The organism is Erwinia sp. AC075, from assembly GCF_979253995.1.
This window is the reverse complement of the sequence record NZ_CEEDEU010000001.1, coordinates 2,091,751-2,110,191: the sequence shown is the minus strand read 5'-3', so window position 1 is coordinate 2,110,191 and position 18,441 is coordinate 2,091,751. Positions and strand designations below refer to the sequence as shown.

The window sequence follows — 18,441 nt, the reverse complement described above, 5'->3', positions numbered from 1 at the left end:
TAAGGTGCTAATTTATAGGGCTTTTAAGGGTGTTATTAAACCCCAGTCAACTCGCGCGTTATTTTTAATGAATAACCCTTGCAGGATATTTCTGCCCGTTGAATCAACACGATGGTCCGCTTTTAATAACCGTCGTATTACACGATGATTAAAATCCTTACCCCACTGTAGGGGCAAGAATTATCTGAATTTTTATTCGCGGATCTCACTGACGGGATCTATTTTCTGCTTTGAAGAACGCATGGTTAGCGTTGAACCCGCAGAGGCCAGAATGATCGCCAGCAGGCCCAGCCACTGAACGAAATTGAGGATTTCGCCGAGGAACAGCATGCCTGACAGCGCAGCCATCGCCGGCTCCAGACTCATCAAGGTGCCAAAGGTTTTAGCAGGTAAGCGCGTTAACGCCATCATCTCCAGCGAGTAGGGCAGTGCGCTGGACAACACCGCAATCAATAACGCGACCGGGATTAGCGACAGGCTCCACAGCCCGGCGCTGGCAAACGCCAGGCCAACCGGCACATAGATCACCGAAGCGATCAGCGATCCCATCGCCACGGTCGCCGGACCATGTTCAGACCCTGCGCGCTTACCGGCCAGGATATACACGGCCCAGAAGGCGCCGGCCACCACCGCCAGTAATGCCCCTTTCGGATCGACGCTTGAAATGTCCTGACCAATCGGCAGCAGGAAATACAACCCAAGTAACGCCAGCAACACCCAGACGAAATCCAGCGGTTTTCTTGAGCCGGCCAGCGCTAACGCCAGCGGACCGGTAAACTCCAGCGCCACCGCAATGCCCAACGGCACGGTGCGCAGCGCTAAATAGAAGGTGTAGTTCATGCCGCCCAGCGCCAGGCCATACAGGAACAGCGGTAAAAACTGCTGCCGACTGAAGCGTAAACGCCAGGGTTTGAAGATAATGCAGAGGATGACGGTGCCCAGCCCCAGTCGCAAGGCGGTAATGCCGGGCGCGCCAACCACAGGGAAAAGGGTTTTCGCCAGCGCCGCGCCGCCCTGAATAGAGGTCATGGCAATCAGCAGAACAACAACAGGGAGCCAGAGTGGAGATTTATCAGCAGAAGACATCCGTGAACCAACCTTATTCGTCCATCATTTTGGGAAAAAGTTCCGTTGAGTGTACTGGAAGGGGGCTAAAAACGGATCTAAAGGCGGATAAAAAAGTCCAGAAACTGTCAAAAACAGGGCCGTTTCAGTAAAGAAACGTCAGATTTTAGTAAGAATAATCTGAGTGCACATTTTTTTACATTATGATGACAAGGTGAAGGGAACTCGATAATCATAAGAGAAAAGAATGACATACGAACCATCATTAACGTCCTGTTACACCAAACATTGTGTTGGACAACAAAATCTAGGCAGAGTTTCTGGCTAAGTTTTGTTATATTTTCAGCGTTGTCAGGAGAATAAGTATTTTCACATTTGAGGTGGTTATGAAAAAAATTGCATGTCTTTCCGCACTGGCTTGTGTACTGGCCGTTTCAGCTGGTTCAGCAATGGCACAAAGCACCGTTTCTGGCGGCTACGCTCAGAGCGACTACCAGGGCGTTGCTAACAAAGCAAACGGCTTCAACCTGAAATATCGTTACGAAAACGGCAGCGATCCACTGGGCTGGATCGGCTCTTTCACCTACACCGAAAAAGATAACACTGACGCTGGCATCTATAACAAAGGCCAGTACTACGGTATCACTGGTGGTCCTGCTTACCGTCTGAACGACTGGGCAAGCATCTATGGTGTTGTAGGTATCGGCTACGGTAAATTCCAGCAGAACTCTACTACCAGCCGTGACAAATCTGATTCAAGCGACGTAGGTTTCTCCTACGGTGCTGGCATGCAGTTCAACCCAGGCATTCAGGATGTTGCCCTGGACGTTGGTTACGAGCAGAGCCGCATCCGTAACGTTGACGTTGGCACCTGGATTGCTGGCGTAGGTTACAGCTTCTAAGTTGTCACCCTCAAGCCCAGCCTAGCTGGTGCTATAAAAAATCCGCCCTCAGTGGCGGATTTTTTTTGTCTGTCTGCAGTAACTGACGCTTTTAAGCGAATATTTGTGCTTCTATGAGCTTAGTTTACAATGTGGCACCCGCTGCCGTTATGCGCTACCTGGGTATCCGAGAATAAGAAGAGGAAGCTGAATGAGTCGTCGCGCCAAAAGTGCAGCGCCCGCGCCACTAAAAGATATCGAAGAGCATGTCGAAGGCTTCCGCCAGGTACGTGAAGCCCATCGTCGCGAGCTGATTGATGACTATGTTGAGCTGATTTCCGATTTAATCCGCCAGTATGGCGAAGCCCGTCAGGTGGATATGGCTGCCCGGCTGGGTGTGTCACAACCGACCGTGGCTAAGATGTTGAAAAGACTGGCCATTGGTGGGCTGGTTGAGCAAATTCCTTATCGTGGCGTGTTTCTGACGCCGGAAGGTGAGGCGTTAGCGGAAGAGAGCCGCAAACGGCACTATATTGTTGAAACCTTTTTACTGGCGTTAGGGATCAGTCCTGACACCGCACGCCGTGATGCGGAAGGGCTGGAGCATCATGTCAGTGATGAAACCCTGGCTATTTTCCAGAAGTTTTACGAAAGCCGTCAATAACCCGATCCCTTCTCAGTGAGTCCTTATGGCAACGCTGCTCAGACCTTTTTTGCAAGACCGCTTTTTGCATTTGTTAGTTCTGTTGGGCCTGATACTGGCCTTTTTTGCTCCATTCTCACTGCAGCAGCTTCCCCGGGCGGTTGACTGGCCGACCATCATCACCCTGTGTGGCCTGCTGATGCTCACCAAAGGCATCGAAGCGAGTGGTTACTTCGATGTGCTGGGTCGCAGGCTGGTCAAACGCTTCCATCGCCAACGCACGTTGGCATTGTTCCTGATTGCCGCAGCCGCCTTGCTGTCGACCTTTCTGACCAACGATGTCGCCCTGTTTATTCTGGTGCCATTGACGCTGTCGCTGCGTCGCTACTCTACGTTACCCATCGCCAGGCTGATCATCTTCGAAGCGCTGGCCGTTAATGCCGGCTCGTTATTAACCCCCATCGGCAATCCGCAGAACATTCTGATGTGGCGCCACGGTGAGGCCGGATTCGCCGGTTTTGTCTGGCAGATGCTGCCGCTGGCGGCCGTGATGGTCGCCAGCCTGCTGCTGTTAACCGCACTCTGTTTTTCCGCCAGGAAAATTGAGCTGTCAGGTGAGCAGGACAGTCCGCAGTGGCAGCGCCCGTTGATGATCGCCAGTGTGATCCTGTATGGGCTGTTTATCGTCGCGCTGGAGTTGGATCAGGCGATCTGGGGTCTGGCGTTGGTATTTGCGGTGTTTATGCTGATGGCGCGGCGGATTCTACTGAATATCGACTGGAGTCTGCTGGCGGTCTTTATCGCGATGTTTATTGATGTGTTTTTACTGACGCGATTGCCCGCGCTGCAAAGCTCACTGCACCACATTACCCAGTTGTCCGCAGGAGGTCAGTATCTTCTGGCCATCGGATTGTCTCAGGCGATCAGTAATGTCCCGGCGACGATCCTGTTGCTGAGCAGCCTGCCTGCCACCACGCTGATGGCCTGGGCCGTCAACATCGGTGGCTTTGGGCTGTTACCCGGCTCGCTGGCGAATCTGATTGCCCTGCGCATGGCAAAAGACCGCAGCATCTGGTGGCATTTCCATCTCTATTCGGTGCCGATGCTGGCCTGGGCGATGGCGGTAGGCTGGGGACTGCTTTTGATATTAAATGCGGTCTGATGTGAGGAAAGTCTGAGTTCACACCGGCCGGTCGGCCATTAAATGCGTCAGGTTGCCTACTAGGGCTGTCTGGCGCTCTTTCCTGCCCTGATTTTCATCCTGTATAGTGTCGTAAAGCTGTGTTTGATTTTGTCAGTTTTCCTTCTATTGTTAAGACAGCTTGAGTGACTTCAGGCCCGGTATGGGCTTCGCTAACTGATGAGAATTATGGCTAATCAATCGAATAATGGGTCAGATGACGACCAGCGTCAGCAGGATGACAACCAGCAGCAGGACAACAACCCGCAACAGGACAATAACGAGCCGCCCGAACGTAAACGCCCCGGCAAAAAACCGCTGATTATTCTGGCGGTGGTGGTGGTGATAGCGATCGTTGTGGCGCTGTTCTTCTGGTTCACCACGCGCAATATTGAAACCACAGACGATGCCTTTACGGAATCGGATGCGATCACCATCGCGCCTAAGGCGTCCGGGTATGTCACCGAGCTGCGGGTCAGAGATAACCAGCGGGTGAAAAAAGGCGATTTGCTGGTGGTAATCGATCCGCGTGACAACAAAGCGCAACGCGATCAGGCACAGGCTCAACTTGGGCTGGCTGTCGCACAGCTTCACCAGGCGCAGGCTTCACTGGAGCTTTCGAAGGTGCAGTATCCGGCGCAGAAAGATCAGGCCGTGGCCCAGCAGGCGAAAGCGCAGGCCAATTACATGAACGCGCAGGAAGATTACCGGCGTCAGCGCGGTGTCGATCCCCGTGCCACCTCGCAGCGTAATATCGATGCCGCCAATTCGCAGTTAAGAAGTGCGGCGGCTGAACTCGAAAGCGCCAAAGCGCAGGTCGAAGTCGCTTCGCAGATTAAACTGCAGATCCGTCAACAGGAAACCAATGTTGAGGCGCGTCAGCAGCAGGTCGAGCAGGCCCAGGCCCAGCTGAATACCGCCAATCTCAATCTCTCCTATACCGAAGTGCGTGCGCCTTATGATGGCTTCGTCACCAAACGTAATGTGCAGGTGGGGACGCTGGTTCAGGCGGGCACCGCACTGTTCTCGCTGGTGTCACCGGACGTGTGGATCACCGCTAACTTCAAAGAGTCGCAGCTGGAACGCATGAAGCCGGGCGACAAAGTCGATATCACCGTGGATGCCTGGCCGGATATGAAGCTGGAAGGGCACGTCGACAGCATCCAGATGGGATCGGGCTCGCGCTTCTCTACCTTCCCATCGGAGAATGCCACCGGCAACTACGTGAAGATTGTGCAGCGCGTGCCGGTCAAAATCGTGATTGATAAAGGTCTGGATCCGAACAAGCCGCTGCCGCTGGGCCTGTCGGTTGAACCGAAGGTGACGGTGGAATGAGTCACAGCGAAAGCTGGAAGCCGGCCAGCAATCCCTGGCTGGTCGCCATGACGGTGACGCTGGCGGTGTTTATGGAAATCCTCGACACCACCATCGTCAACGTGGCGCTGCCGCACGTGGCCGGATCGCTCTCTTCCAGTTACGATGAATCCACCTGGGTTCTGACCTCTTACCTGGTGGCCAACGGCATCGTGTTGCCGATTTCGGCCTTCCTCAGCCGCATGTTTGGCCGCAAGCAGTTCTTCCTGATCTGCATCGTGATGTTCACCATCTGCTCCTTCCTGTGCGGCATTGCCACCGAACTGTGGCAAATCATCCTGTTCAGGGTGTTGCAGGGCTTTTTTGGCGGTGGTTTGCAGCCGGTACAGCAATCGGTGCTGTTGGATTACTTCAAACCGGAAGATCGCGGCAAAGCGTTTGGCCTCTCGTCGATTGCGATCATCGTGGCTCCGGTGTTGGGTCCGACGCTCGGCGGCTGGATCACCGATAACTACAGCTGGCGCTGGGTATTCTTTATCAACATCCCGGTGGGGATTTTCAGCGTGATGGCAATCTATCAGCTGCTGGAAGATCCGCCGTGGGAACGCAAATGGGCGAAAGGTAAGCTCAGTATCGATTACATCGGTATCGGGCTGATTACGCTGGGCCTCGGCTGTTTGCAGGTGATGCTCGATCGCGGGGAAGACGATGACTGGTTCAGCTCGAACTTTATCATTACCTTTGCCGTGCTGACCGCCATCGGGCTGGTCGGTGCCGTTTACTGGCTGCTGTATGCCAAAAAACCGGTGGTGGATCTGCATGTCCTGAAGGACAAGAACTTTGCCGTTGCCAGCCTGCTGATGGCCGGGATGGCGGCCATTCTGTACGGCAGCTCGGTGGTGATACCGCAGCTGGCGCAGCAGGATTTAGGCTACACCGCCACCTGGTCGGGGTTAGTGTTATCGCCCGGCGCGGTGCTGATCGTGCTGTCGATCCCGCTAGTGTTGAAGCTGATGCCGATTATTCAAACCCGGTGGATCATTGCCTTTGGCTTTACCTGCCTGTTTGTCTCCTTTGTCTATTCGGCAACGCTGACGCCCAACGTCGATTTCACCACGCTGGTGCTGATGCGCAGTGCGCAGACGATTGGGCTGGGATTCCTGTTTGTGCCGCTGACCACCATCGCCTTTGTCACGATCCCGCAACGGCTTAACGCGGACGCCTCCGCGTTGTTTACCATGTGTCGAAACGTCGCGGGCTCTATCGGCATTTCGCTGTCAACGGCGATGATCACCGAACGCGCGCAGGTGCGCAGCGCCAATATGGTGCATAACATGTCGCCGCTGAATGAGCCGTTCAATCTGACCGTCGAGCGCTGGGCGCAGGGCGTCCGGGATTTCACCACGGCGGTGGGCGATCCGGTCACCATTGCCACCGGACAGTTGTATAAAGAGATGATTGCTCAGGCGCGTATTCTGGCCTATGTCGACGTCTTTATGGGCCTCAGCCTTGTCGCCCTGATCCTTATTCCATTTTGTTTACTACTTTCGCCGATTAAGAGCGAGGGCAGTGCTGGAGCACACTGACATGAACGTTTATCTTCCTTTTTTGCGTTCGCGGCTTAGCGCGGTGGTGGCCACGCTGGCCCTGTCTGCCTGCTCGGTCGGGCCTGACTATCAGGCGCCGAAGCCGTCAACGCCTGCGGCCTTTAACAGCATCAAAAACGACAGCGGCTCCAATCCCCAGGCCAGCGCCACCAACGCCAACTGGTGGAAATCGTTTAACGATCCGCAACTTGACAGCCTGATCGACCGGGCCATTGCCGGCAATCTGAGCCTGCAGCAGGCGGTACTGCGTATTGCCGGTGCGCGTCAGCAGCTGAATCAGGCGCGCGGTGCGTGGTATCCCTCGGTCAATGCCAACGCCTCGGCGAAACGCGAACAGCTGGGCCTGAAGGGCGAGCTGGAGTCCAATGGCGTCTATGATCAGGCCGATAATGTTGATCCGCAGGTCAGCTCGGCGCTGAACGGCCTGACCAAGCCGGTGGCGCTCTACCAGGGCAGTTTTGATGCCTCCTGGGAGCTGGATCTGTGGGGCAAAGTCCGGCGTCAGGTCGAAATGGCCGATGCTCAGCAGCAGGAGTCGGTCGAAAGCCGCAACGATGCGCTGGTGTCGCTGGAAGCCGAAGTGGCGAGAACCTATTTGCAGCTGCGTGGCGCGCAGTCCGTCAGCCAGACCTTGCAAACGCAGATCGATGTTGCTCAGCAGACGTTTGAGCTGACGCAAAGCCAGCAGCGTAATGGCCTGGCGCCGCAAATGGACGTGGAAAATGCCCGCGCGCAGTTGAATTCGCTGCGAGCCCAGCTGCCGCAATACGAGTCGCAGGTCCATCAGGCCCTGAACGGTCTGGCGGTGCTGATCGGTAAGCCGCCGGGCGCCCTCGACGCAGAGCTGATCGCCAGTAAACCTTTACCGCCGCTGCCGAAAGTGGTGCCGGTCGGTTTGCCGTCGACGCTGGCCAGAAGGCGACCTGACGTGCGTCAGGCGGAAGCGAAGCTGCATGCCGCCACCGCCAATATCGGCGTCTCGGTGGCGCAGCTGTTCCCGGATTTGTCACTGACCGGGCAGTTTGGCATGCGTAACTCGGATATCAGCTATCTGGATAACTGGAGCAGCAATTTCTACAGCTTCGGGCCGTCGGTATCGATTCCGATTTTCCAGGGCGGCAGATTGATTTCCAGCGTCAAGCTGGCCCGAGCGGATCAGGCCAGTGCCGCGTTAGGTTACCGTCAGACGGTGCTGACGGCACTTCAGGACGTGGAGAATGCGCTGGTCAGCTACCGTACCGATCAGCAGCAGGTGGAAGGGCTGGATCAAACCGTCGAGGCAATGCAGAACGCCTTCGACCTGGCCAGCGACAGCTACAAACAGGGGCTTTCAACCTTTATTGACGCGTTGGATGCGCAGCGTCAGCTGGCACAGGCCAAGCAGCAGGCCGCCCAGGCCCGCGTGCAAAGCAGCCTGGATCTGGTTGCGTTGTATAAGGCGCTCGGCGGCGGCTGGGAGCTTTATCAGAACGTGAAGATGCCAGACTATTCGGTATTCGGCCCGGCGGAGAGCGCCGACAAGCCGATTAATTAACCTTCATGTCCGAACGCTGAATTTTACCGGCGTGTTCATGGCAAGCTGAAAGCCATTAAACTGAACTAAAGACAGTGGAAAGGGTGGCGGTGTATTCGCCGCCCCTTTTTTTTGGCATAATGCGCGCTGGTTCACATACTCACATCGCAAACGAAAGGCAATCCTGTGCTAGTTTCCAGCAACGTCACCATGCAGTTTGGCAGTAAGCCGCTGTTCGAAAACATCTCTGTCAAATTTGGCGGCGGCAACCGCTATGGCCTGATCGGTGCCAACGGTAGCGGCAAGTCCACCTTTATGAAAATCCTCGGTGGGGATTTGGTTCCTTCTGCCGGCAACGTATCGCTCGATCCTAACGAACGCATCGGTAAGCTGCGCCAGGATCAGTTCGCCTTCGAAGAGTTTTCCGTGCTGGATACGGTGATCATGGGCCACGGCGAGCTGTGGGCAGTGAAAGAAGAGCGCGACCGCATTTATGCGTTGCCAGAGATGACCGAAGAAGACGGTTATAAAGTGGCCGATCTGGAAGTCAAATATGGCGAAATGGACGGTTATACCGCAGAAGCCCGCGCTGGCGAACTGCTGTTAGGCGTGGGGATTCCGCTGGAGCAGCATTACGGCCCAATGAGCGAAGTGGCTCCCGGCTGGAAGCTGCGTGTATTGCTGGCGCAGGCCCTGTTCTCCAACCCGGAAATTCTGCTGCTCGACGAACCGACGAACAACCTGGACATCGATACCATTCGCTGGCTGGAGCAGGTGCTGAACGAACGTAACAGCACCATGATCATCATTTCGCACGACCGTCACTTCCTGAACATGGTCTGTACCCATATGGCCGATCTGGATTACGGCGAGCTGCGCGTTTATCCGGGCAACTATGATGAATACATGACCGCGGCAACGCAGTCACGTGAGCGTCTGCTGTCTGAGAACGCCAAGAAGAAAGCGCAGATCAACGAACTGCAGTCTTTCGTCAGCCGCTTCAGCGCCAACGCCTCGAAGTCCCGTCAGGCGACCTCCCGTGCCAAGCAGATCGACAAGATCAAACTGGATGAAGTTAAAGCCTCCAGCCGTCAGAACCCGTTCATTCGTTTTGATCAGGACAAGAAGCTGTTCCGTAATGCGTTGCAGCTTGAGTCACTGACCAAGGGATTCGATCAGGGTCCGCTGTTCAAGAACGTTAACCTGCTGCTGGAAGTCGGCGAGAAGCTGGCCATTCTGGGCCCGAACGGTATCGGTAAAACCACGCTGCTGAAAACGCTGGTCGGTGAATTGCAGCCGGATAACGGTGAAGTGAAATGGTCTGAGAACGCCCGTATCGGCTATTACGCGCAGGATCATGCTCACGACTTCGCCAACGATCTGAACGTGTTCGACTGGATGAGCCAGTGGAAGCAGGAAAGCGATGACGAGCAGGCTGTGCGTGGCATCCTCGGTCGTCTGCTGTTCAGCCAGGACGACATTAAAAAGCCCGCTAAAGTGCTGTCCGGTGGTGAGAAAGGCCGCATGCTGTTTGGTAAGCTGATGATGGAAAAACCAAACGTGCTGATCATGGATGAACCGACCAACCACCTGGATATGGAATCCATCGAAGCGATCAACATGGCGCTGGAGATGTATGAAGGCACGCTGGTGTTCGTTTCCCATGACCGTGAATTCGTCAGCTCGCTGGCAACCCGCGTGATCGAAATGACGCCGGGCAAATTCAACGACTTCACCGGTAACTACGAAGACTATCTGCGCAGTCAGGGCATCAACTGATTTTGACTCAGAACTGACAGAACGCAATAAGGGGACCTTCGGGTCCCTTTTTTATTGGGTTGCGCGCAGTTATCCCATCTCAACCCGGTTTTTACCGGACATTTTCGCCTGGTACAGCGCCTTATCGGCCTGACCAATCAACGCATGGCGTGAGTTTTCCGGCAGGCCACCCTTCATTACGTGGACGCCAATGCTGATGGTGACTATTTTAGCCGCGTGCTGGCTATTCTGATGGGGGATGGCCATGGCCGCCACCGATTCAAGGGCTGAGCGGGCAAAGCGCAGAGCGCCTTCACCCTCGCAGTCTGGCAGGATCACCGCAAACTCTTCGCCGCCGTAACGGGCGATCATATCGTCCGACCGGTGTGACACCTGCAGTAGCGCATCACCGACGCGTTTCAGGCAGTCATCGCCGGACAGGTGCCCATAGGTGTCGTTGAAGTTCTTAAAGGAGTCGACATCAATCATCAGCAGCGCCAGCGGTTTTCGCAGCTTATTGGCGAGTTCCATCGCCCGATCCAGATAGAGGTCAAACTGTCTGCGATTCGCTAACCCGGTCAGGCTGTCTACCAGTGCCAGCGTTTGCAGCGTGCGGTTCATGCTGGTGAGTTGTTCACGCACCTGAGCCAGTTCGGCCTGATCGCGGATATTCTGGCTAAGATTGCGCAGCAGGAAATAGCCCAGCACAAAAATCGCCAGCAGCAGCAGACAGCAGAGGATCAGATAGATCAGCAGGTCGGTAAACCAGGCATGAACCAGCTGCTTACGATCGTAACCGACGGTCACCACCAGCGGATAACGCTTCAGGCTGGCATAGCCAAACACCCGTTCCACGCCGTCTAATGCCGACTTATAGGTTGCGGTCCCATTCGGCGAGGTTTTAAGCAGATCGGTAAATAACGGGCTATTGGCAATATTGCGGTTGATGGTGCTGTCAGGGAAGGGACGGGCGTAAAGGATAGTGCCGTTATTGACGATCAGCGCAATTAAACCTCGCTCGCCAAGATTGTAATAGCCAAATATCTGCCGGAAATAGTCGATGCGCAGGGTCGCCAACAGCACGCCACGGAAGGAGCCATCGCTATTATTCAGCCGCATGGAAACCGGAATAATCAATGCGCCGGTAGTGCGGCTACGGATCACCTCACTGATATGCACGCCGGGATCGCTATGCTGCTGATGATAGCGAAAGTATTCACGATCCTGATTGTTGCTGTGCTGCTTTAGCGCGCCTTCTGACGTCACCACCCAGTTGCCCTGACTGTCATACACAAACAGCCCGTGCAGCTGTGGCAGTGACGCCTTGCGATCGGTAATCAGCGAACGCAGGTATTCCTGCCGCTCTTTATCCAGACCCACCAGGGTAATGCGATCGCGCAGATCCTGTAAGGTCAGTTCGACCTGCAAAAAGGAGTCTTCCGCCTGTCGGGAAACGGATTGCGACAGGTTGCGCGCATCGTTTTGCGTCTCGTCGACCATCCGTTCCCAGGTGTTGAACACCACCCAGGCCGTGACCATCACCACTGCACCACCAATCACCAGCAGAAAGACAATCAGCATCTTTCTCAGGTTGAGCAGGTTGACGTCTGGCTGTGGACGGGGCTCCGCGGTCATAAACAAAACGCTCCTTTAGTACCGGCATTAACTCGCCTAACTATAGTGGCTGCGGGTAAAGGGCGTTGTTTTAACTGTGGAAAAAGAGCAGAAGTGGGCGCTTAGTAGCAAAAACGCCCAACAAGCAGAGGAAAATATCAGTGACCGCAGACCTCACAGGCCGGATCTTTCGCCACCTTCATTTCGCGGAATTGCAGCGTCATCGCGTCATACATCAGCAGTTTTCCCGGCACCGGGTTGCCAAAGTCGCTCAGCACGCGAATCGCTTCCATCGCCTGCAGCGAGCCAATCACCCCGACCAACGGCGCCATCACGCCTGCTTCGACGCAGCTGAGCGTGGCATCGCCAAACAGGCGGCTGATGCAGCGATAGCAGGGTTCATCCTGCTGCCAGCGAAAGACGGCGATTTGCCCTTCCATACGGATGGCCGCGCCCGACACCAGCGGCGTTTTGCTGGCGTAACACAGCCGGTTTAGCTGTTCACGGGTGGCCACATTATCGGTACAGTCCAGCACCACATCCTGCTGGCCAATCAGCTCAGCCAGTTGCGCATCATCCAGCTGCTGGTTGATGGCGTCGAGGCGGATATGCGGGTTAATCTGGCTTAACTGCTGGCGGGCAGAATCGACTTTCGCCTGGCCAATCGCACTGTCGCGATGCAAAATTTGCCGCTGCAGATTGGAGAGCGAAACCGTGTCGAAATCGAGCAGCGTAAGCTGCCCTACGCCAGCGGAAGCGAGGTAGGGCGCGGCGGCACATCCCAGCCCGCCCAGTCCGACAATCAGCGCTTTAGCGGCTTTCAGCTTCTCCTGGCCGTCAAAGTCAAAGCCGCGCAGCACAATCTGGCGATTGTAGCGCAGGCTCTCTTCGTCGCTGAGTTCAGGCAGCATGTCAGCCCTCCAGCAGGCTGTTAAACGGCTCGATCTCGACCCATTCACCTGCTTCAACGTTGCCACGATCACGCTCCAGCACGACAAAGCAGTTGGCCTGGCTGAATGAACTGAACACATGGGAACCCTGCGGGCCGGTGGAGTGCACCTCCAGTTCGCCGTCTTCGTTGCGCTGCACGAATCCGCGCTGGAAGTCGAGGCGGCCAGGGGATTTTTTCAGCGCGGTTGCCGTTTTCACCGTCTGGCGAGGCGGCAGCGCCGGTCCCTGTTGCCCGGTCAGTTTTGCCAGCAGTGGCTGAACGAGCTGATAGAAGGTGAGGACGGCGGAAACCGGATTGCCCGGCAGACCGCAGAACCAGCTGTTGGTCAGACGGCCAAAGGCAAACGGTTTGCCCGGCTTAATCGCCAGCTTCCAGAAGCTGATTTCGCCTAACTCTTCCAGCATGCTTTTGGTGTAATCCGCTTCGCCCACCGAGACGCCACCGCTGCTGATCACTACATCGGCCTGACTGTCGGCCTGGCGGAAAGCCTCACGCAGCGCCTGCCGATCGTCACGGATGATCCCGAGGTCAATCACTTCGCAACCCAGCTTGTCCAGCATCAACCGCACGGCAAAGCGATTGGTGTCATAAATCTGTCCTTCCGCCAGCGGCTGGCCGACAGGTTGCAGCTCATCGCCGGTGGAGAACACCGCGACCCGCAGCTTGCGCAGCACCTTCACGTCTGCCACACCGAGAGACGCCAGCAGCGGCAGTTCGGCGGCACCTAAGCGGATACCCTGTTCCAGCACCGTTGCGCCTTGCAGGATGTCATCGCCCGCCAGGCGGATATTTTGCCCTTCGGTGACGTCGGCCAGAATGCGGATCGCATCGCCATCCTCGCCGGTCTGTTCCTGCATCACTACGGCTTCAGTGCCGGGTGGCACCGGCGCGCCGGTCATAATGCGCAGGCAGGTGCCCGCGGGCCATTCACCTTTGAACGGGGCGCCGGCAAAGGCTTTACCGGCAATTTTCAGCGGCTGTCTGGCAAGGTCTGCCATTCTTAAGGCGTACCCATCCATCGCCGAGTTCGCAAACGGCGGCACGTCAATCGGCGAGGTCACCGCACAGGCGGTGATGCGTCCGACGGCCGCGGACAGCGGCAGGGTTTCCGTCTCTGTCAGCGGGGTAATCGCCGCCAGCATTTTCGCCAGCGCATCGTCCAGCGAGATCAATCCCGCAGTAAAGGCTTCCATAATGTCTCCAGCGTGCCCGAAGCGTCGGGCCGTCATCCAGTCAGTTGCCATTATTATGGCGTGAATTCGCGGTCTGGTCACGCCTGCACCGAAGGCGGTTATGACATAGAACCTTTCGTTATTATCAGCCAGCGAACATTCTGCTTTACATCACTTTACAGCCTGCCTATAGTCGAAAACGACGCAGACCTTAACAATTTCATTCTAACTCAGTGTTTTTCATGCTGATTTAGCACCCAGGGTAATCGGATTATGGCCAGAGCAGTCATCGCGATCCACGGCGGTGCGGGCGCAATTGCCCGCGCCAGCATGAGCGCAGAGAAAGAACAGCACTATATTCAGGCCCTGTCGGGGATTGTTGCCAGCGGACAGGCGGTGCTGGCGGCGGGTGGCAGCGCGCTAGATGCCGTAACCGAAGCGGTGCGCTTGCTGGAAGAGTGCCCGCTGTTTAACGCCGGTAAGGGCGCCGTCTTCACCCATCAGGGCACCCACGAGCTGGATGCCTGCGTGATGGATGGCCGCTCGCTGGACGCCGGTGCGGTTGCCGGGGTGAATACCTTGCGTAATCCGGTACTGGCCGCCCGTGCCGTGCTGGAAAACAGCCCGCACGTGATGTTTATCGGTGAAGGCGCAGAGAAATTTGCCGCTGAGCACGGGCTGGAACAGGTTCCGCCTGACTTCTTCTCCACGCCTGAGCGCTGGGAACAGCTTCAGCGCGCGCTGCATTCCGATCATGCCGTGCTCGATCATGATGGCGCGGCGCACACCTCTGACGATCCTCTCGATCCGGATCGCAAGTTCGGCACGGTGGGCGCGGTGGCGCTGGATTTATCCGGTAATCTTGCCGCGGCCACCTCGACCGGCGGCATGACCAACAAACAGGCCGGACGCGTGGGCGACTCGCCGATTGTTGGCGCGGGTTGCTATGCCAACAACGCTAACGTTGCGGTCTCCTGTACCGGCACCGGCGAAGTCTTTATGCGCACGCTGGCGGCTTACGATATCGCCGCGCTGATGGAGTACGGCGGCTTGTCGTTAAAAGAAGCCAGCGATCGCGTGGTGATGGAAAAAATCCGGGTGCTGGGTGGCAGCGGCGGCGTGATCGCCGTCGACCGCGAGGGCAATGTCGCCCTGCCATTCAACAGTGAAGGCATGTATCGCGGCTACGGCTATGTGGGTGATGCGCCTAATGTCGGTATTTACCGCGAAGAATAAGGAAGCAGGATGCCGGTGATCACGGACCTGCCTGCCGGGCAGGTATTATCAGTCAGAAACCTCAGCGTCAGCTTCCGTCAGGAAGAGGGCGTGGTGCAGGCGGTGAAAAACCTGTCGCTGGATGTGCAGCGCGGTGAGACGCTGGCGATTGTTGGCGAATCAGGTTCCGGGAAATCGGTCACCTCGCTGGCCTTAATGCGGCTGGTGGAGCAGGGCGGTGGCAGCATCGACAGCGGCGAAATGTGGCTGCGCAGACGCAACGATCGCATCGTCGATCTGGCCAGCGCGCGCCAATCCCAGCTGCGCACCATTCGCGGTGCGGATATGGCGATGATTTTCCAGGAGCCGATGACCTCGCTAAACCCGGTGTTCCCGGTGGGCGAGCAAATTGCCGAGTCGATTCGCCTGCATCAGGGGAAAAGCCACCGCGAGGCGCTGCAGGAAGCCGAGAGAATGCTGGATCTGGTGCGCATCCCGGAAGCGAAAAACGTCCTCACCCGCTTTCCTCATCAACTCTCCGGCGGGATGCGGCAGCGGGTGATGATCGCGATGGCGCTCTCCTGTCGTCCGGCGTTGCTGATTGCCGATGAGCCGACCACCGCGCTGGATGTGACCATTCAGGCGCAGATATTACAGCTGATCCGCGTGCTGCAGAAAGAGATGCAGATGGGGGTGATTTTTATCACTCACGACATGGGCGTGGTGGCCGAAATGGCCGATCGCGTGCAGGTGATGTACCGCGGCGATGTGGTGGAAACCGGCACCGTGGACGAGATTTTCAGCTCGCCACAGCAGCCCTACACCAAGGCGTTGCTGGCCGCCGTGCCGAAACTCGGCTCCATGACTGGCCAGGCGTATCCGGCCAAATTCCCACTGATTTCACTGGAGAGCCGCGACGAAATCGTGGTGCCTCAGGATACCGTTTCACCCGACGCGGAGCCGGTGTTGCAGGTTCGCGACCTGGTGACGCGCTTCGATGTCCGTGGCGGCATTTTTAATCGCGTCATCCGCCGGGTTCATGCGGTGGAGAAGGTCAGTTTCGACCTGCGGCCCGGTGAAACACTGGCGCTGGTGGGCGAGTCCGGCTGTGGGAAATCCACCACCGGTCGCTCATTGTTGCGGCTGGTGGAAAGCCAGGGCGGCACCATTACCTTTGATGGCCAGCGCATCGACACCCTCTCCGGTTCGGCGCTTTCACATCTGCGGCGGGATATTCAGTTTATTTTTCAGGATCCCTACGCATCGCTCGATCCCCGGCTGACGGTCGGTTTTTCGATTATGGAACCGCTGCTGGTGCACAAGCTGGCAAAAGGGCAGGCGGCAGAAGATCGGGTGGCATGGCTGCTGGAGCGCGTCGGTCTGTTACCTGAACATGCGCGGCGTTATCCGCATGAGTTCTCCGGCGGCCAGCGTCAGCGAATTTGCATCGCCCGCGCGCTGGCGCTGAATCCTAAAGTGGTGATTGCCGATGAGTCGGTCTCCGCGCTGGACGTGTCGATTCAGGCGCAAATCGTCAACCTGATGCTGGATTTGCAGCGTGAATTCGGCATCGCGTTCCTGTTTATTTCCCACGATATGGCGGTCGTCGAGCGCATCAGCCATCGCGTGGCGGTAATGTACCTCGGGCAGATTGTTGAAATTGGCCCACGTCAGTCCGTATTTGAAAATCCCCAGCATCCCTACACGCGCAAGCTGATGTCAGCGGTGCCGGTGGCCGATCCCCGACATCGCCGTCGTGAACGAGCGCTGCTGGTGGACGAAATTCCCAGCCCGATCCGTGCCCTTGGGGACGAACCGGTGGTGGCACCGCTGATTGAGGTGAGTGCCGGACACTATGTTGCCCGTCATGCGATTGGCGGTGCCTGATATTGCTGCACAACAACAACAAGGACTTCAGGAGATGAACGCACAATGATGATTCATAGCAAACGTAAGTTACTGTTAACCGCAGGTTTATTGAGCAGCTTTGCCGCTGTGCCTGCCTGGGCGGCGAAAGATGCGGTGATCGCGGTGGGTTCCAACTTCACGACACTGGATCCCTACGACGCAAACGATACCTTGTCGCAGGCGGTGGCCAAATCCTTCTATCAGGGCCTGTTTGGCTTTGATAAGGACATGAAGCTGGTCAACGTGCTGGCTGAAAGCTCCGATGCCAGCAAAGATGGCCTGACCTACACCATCAAACTGCGTAGCGGCATCAAATTCCAGGATGGCAGCGACTTCAATGCCGAAGCGGTGAAGGTCAACCTCGATCGCGCCAGCAATCCTGATAATCACCTGAAGCGCTACAACCTGTTTAAATCCATTGCGACCACCGAGGTTATCGATCCGCTGACGGTGAAAATCACCCTGAAGCAGCCGTTCTCGGCCTTTATCAACACGCTGGCCAGTCCGGCTGCCGCGATGATTTCGCCAACGGCGCTGAAGAAATACGGTAAGGAGATCGGCTTCCACCCGGTCGGTACCGGCCCGTATGAGCTGGATACCTGGAACCAGACCGATTTCGTGAAGGTGAAGAAATTTGCCGGCTACTGGAAGAAAGGCTATCCGAAGCTGGATACCATCACCTGGCGTCCGGTGGTGGACAACAACACCCGTGCGGCGATGCTGCAAACCGGTGAAGCCAACTTTGCCTTCCCAATCCCTTATGAGCAGGCAAAACTGCTGGAGAAAAACAGCAAGCTGGATCTGGTGACCTCGCCATCCATCATGCAGCGTTACATCAGCTTTAACGTCACCCAAAAGCCGTTCGATAATCCGAAGGTGCGTGAGGCGATCAACTACGCCATCAACCGTCAGGCGCTGGTGAAAGTGGCGTTTGCCGGTTATGCCACGCCAGCAACGGGTATCGTGCCGCCAGCGATCCAGTTCGCCCAGACCTATCCGGCCCCGGAATATAACCCGGCTAAGGCGCGTGAGCTGCTGAAGGAAGCGGGCTTCCCGAACGGCTTCACCACCACCTTATGGTCATCCCACAACCACAGCACCGCGCAGAAAGTGCTGCAGTTCACTCAGCAGCAGCTGGCTCAGGTGGGCATTAAAGCCACCCTGACTGCGATGGATGCGGGACAGCGTGCGGCAGAAGTGGAAGACAAAGGGCAGAAAGAGAGCGGTGTGCGGATGTTCTACACCGGCTGGTCGGCGTCCACCGGTGAGGCTAACTGGGCACTGACGCCGCTGTTTGCCACCCAGTCCTGGCCGCCAACCATCTTCAACACCGCGTTTTACAGTAATGCCAAGGTTGACAGCGACCTGGCCGATGCACTGAAAACCACCGACGGCGAGAAGAAAGCCGCGCTGTACAAAGATGCTCAGGACATTATCTGGAAAGAGCAGCCCTGGGTACCGCTGGTGGTGGAGAAACTGGTTTCAGCCAACACCAAAAACCTGACGGGCTTCTACGTGATGCCGGACACCTCGTTCAGCTTTGACGACGCCGATCTGAAGTAAACCCCGCTCACGGTGACCGCGCCTCCCGATATGGGAGGCGTGGTTGTCTTAAGCGC

General features: G+C 56.6%; 14 protein-coding genes. 10 read left to right on the top strand and 4 right to left on the bottom strand.

Annotated features, from left to right (window positions below; genetic code table 11):
- Positions 1–192 precede the first annotated feature (192 nt).
- Positions 193–1,086, bottom strand: coding sequence for a threonine/homoserine exporter RhtA (rhtA, locus tag AC0IXH_RS09895; RefSeq protein WP_346566001.1), 894 nt, complete (start codon positions 1,084–1,086; stop codon positions 193–195).
- Positions 1,087–1,451: 365 nt separating this feature from the next.
- On the opposite strand from rhtA, the gene ompX reads away from it, so the two are divergent.
- From ompX to AC0IXH_RS09860, 7 genes are all read left to right on the top strand, one after another.
- Positions 1,452–1,967, top strand: a complete 516-nt coding sequence (gene ompX, locus AC0IXH_RS09890) for an outer membrane protein OmpX (RefSeq protein WP_013201460.1) — start codon at positions 1,452–1,454, stop codon at positions 1,965–1,967.
- A gap of 190 nt (positions 1,968–2,157) precedes the next feature.
- The gene (gene mntR / locus AC0IXH_RS09885) at positions 2,158–2,610 is read left to right on the top strand and encodes a manganese-binding transcriptional regulator MntR (protein ID WP_013201461.1); all 453 of its coding nucleotides are present in this window, start codon (positions 2,158–2,160) and stop codon (positions 2,608–2,610) included.
- A gap of 25 nt (positions 2,611–2,635) precedes the next feature.
- A complete protein-coding gene (locus AC0IXH_RS09880; protein ID WP_013201462.1) occupies positions 2,636–3,751 on the top strand; it encodes an SLC13 family permease in 1,116 nt (371 codons plus the stop codon).
- A 198-nt stretch (positions 3,752–3,949) separates the two neighbouring features.
- Positions 3,950–5,104: an HlyD family secretion protein gene (locus tag AC0IXH_RS09875; protein ID WP_373421581.1), complete on the top strand. Its 1,155-nt coding sequence runs from the start codon at positions 3,950–3,952 to the stop codon at positions 5,102–5,104.
- Positions 5,101–6,669, top strand: coding sequence for a DHA2 family efflux MFS transporter permease subunit (locus tag AC0IXH_RS09870; protein ID WP_105759398.1), 1,569 nt, complete (start codon positions 5,101–5,103; stop codon positions 6,667–6,669). Before AC0IXH_RS09875 ends, AC0IXH_RS09870 begins: the two co-directional genes overlap by 4 nt.
- 1 nt (position 6,670) lies before the next feature.
- Complete coding sequence (locus AC0IXH_RS09865) at positions 6,671–8,224, top strand: efflux transporter outer membrane subunit (RefSeq protein ID WP_134823790.1); 1,554 nt, start codon at positions 6,671–6,673, stop codon at positions 8,222–8,224.
- A gap of 165 nt (positions 8,225–8,389) precedes the next feature.
- Positions 8,390–9,982 (top strand): ABC-F family ATPase, encoded by a 1,593-nt coding sequence (locus AC0IXH_RS09860; RefSeq protein ID WP_041691954.1) that lies wholly within the window; start codon positions 8,390–8,392, stop codon positions 9,980–9,982.
- Positions 9,983–10,051: 69 nt separating this feature from the next.
- Here the strand turns inward: AC0IXH_RS09860 and AC0IXH_RS09855 are convergent, their stop codons facing one another.
- The 3 genes from AC0IXH_RS09855 to moeA form a co-directional block, all read right to left on the bottom strand.
- Entirely contained in the window at positions 10,052–11,596 is a 1,545-nt protein-coding gene (locus AC0IXH_RS09855) for a sensor domain-containing diguanylate cyclase (protein ID WP_471720369.1), read from the bottom strand.
- Between the two features lie 137 nt (positions 11,597–11,733).
- Positions 11,734–12,486 (bottom strand): molybdopterin-synthase adenylyltransferase MoeB, encoded by a 753-nt coding sequence (gene moeB / locus AC0IXH_RS09850; protein WP_013201468.1) that lies wholly within the window; start codon positions 12,484–12,486, stop codon positions 11,734–11,736.
- A gap of 1 nt (position 12,487) precedes the next feature.
- Positions 12,488–13,720 (bottom strand): molybdopterin molybdotransferase MoeA, encoded by a 1,233-nt coding sequence (gene moeA / locus AC0IXH_RS09845; RefSeq protein ID WP_013201469.1) that lies wholly within the window; start codon positions 13,718–13,720, stop codon positions 12,488–12,490.
- Positions 13,721–13,972: 252 nt separating this feature from the next.
- On the opposite strand from moeA, the gene AC0IXH_RS09840 reads away from it, so the two are divergent.
- From AC0IXH_RS09840 to gsiB, 3 genes are read left to right on the top strand one after another with little or no spacing between them, the layout of a single operon-like run.
- Positions 13,973–14,935: an isoaspartyl peptidase/L-asparaginase gene (locus AC0IXH_RS09840; RefSeq protein WP_471720368.1), complete on the top strand. Its 963-nt coding sequence runs from the start codon at positions 13,973–13,975 to the stop codon at positions 14,933–14,935.
- A 9-nt stretch (positions 14,936–14,944) separates the two neighbouring features.
- Entirely contained in the window at positions 14,945–16,801 is a 1,857-nt protein-coding gene (gene gsiA, locus AC0IXH_RS09835; protein ID WP_013201471.1) for a glutathione ABC transporter ATP-binding protein GsiA, read from the top strand.
- A 48-nt stretch (positions 16,802–16,849) separates the two neighbouring features.
- Positions 16,850–18,385: a glutathione ABC transporter substrate-binding protein GsiB gene (gsiB, locus tag AC0IXH_RS09830; RefSeq protein WP_053146443.1), complete on the top strand. Its 1,536-nt coding sequence runs from the start codon at positions 16,850–16,852 to the stop codon at positions 18,383–18,385.
- The last annotated feature ends 56 nt before the right edge of the window (positions 18,386–18,441 follow it).

Bases quoted from the DNA above. Each gene is read 5' to 3' on its own strand.
- rhtA (WP_346566001.1), bottom strand. From the start codon at position 1,086: ATGTCTTCTGCTGATAAATCTCCACTCTGGCTCCCTGTTGTTGTTCTG.
- ompX (WP_013201460.1), top strand. From the start codon at position 1,452: ATGAAAAAAATTGCATGTCTTTCCGCACTGGCTTGTGTACTGGCCGTT.
- mntR (WP_013201461.1), top strand. From the start codon at position 2,158: ATGAGTCGTCGCGCCAAAAGTGCAGCGCCCGCGCCACTAAAAGATATC.
- AC0IXH_RS09880 (WP_013201462.1), top strand. From the start codon at position 2,636: ATGGCAACGCTGCTCAGACCTTTTTTGCAAGACCGCTTTTTGCATTTG.
- AC0IXH_RS09875 (WP_373421581.1), top strand. From the start codon at position 3,950: ATGAGAATTATGGCTAATCAATCGAATAATGGGTCAGATGACGACCAG.
- AC0IXH_RS09870 (WP_105759398.1), top strand. From the start codon at position 5,101: ATGAGTCACAGCGAAAGCTGGAAGCCGGCCAGCAATCCCTGGCTGGTC.
- AC0IXH_RS09865 (WP_134823790.1), top strand. From the start codon at position 6,671: ATGAACGTTTATCTTCCTTTTTTGCGTTCGCGGCTTAGCGCGGTGGTG.
- AC0IXH_RS09855 (WP_471720369.1), bottom strand. From the start codon at position 11,596: ATGACCGCGGAGCCCCGTCCACAGCCAGACGTCAACCTGCTCAACCTG.
- moeB (WP_013201468.1), bottom strand. From the start codon at position 12,486: ATGCTGCCTGAACTCAGCGACGAAGAGAGCCTGCGCTACAATCGCCAG.
- moeA (WP_013201469.1), bottom strand. From the start codon at position 13,720: ATGGAAGCCTTTACTGCGGGATTGATCTCGCTGGACGATGCGCTGGCG.
- AC0IXH_RS09840 (WP_471720368.1), top strand. From the start codon at position 13,973: ATGGCCAGAGCAGTCATCGCGATCCACGGCGGTGCGGGCGCAATTGCC.
- gsiA (WP_013201471.1), top strand. From the start codon at position 14,945: ATGCCGGTGATCACGGACCTGCCTGCCGGGCAGGTATTATCAGTCAGA.
- gsiB (WP_053146443.1), top strand. From the start codon at position 16,850: ATGATTCATAGCAAACGTAAGTTACTGTTAACCGCAGGTTTATTGAGC.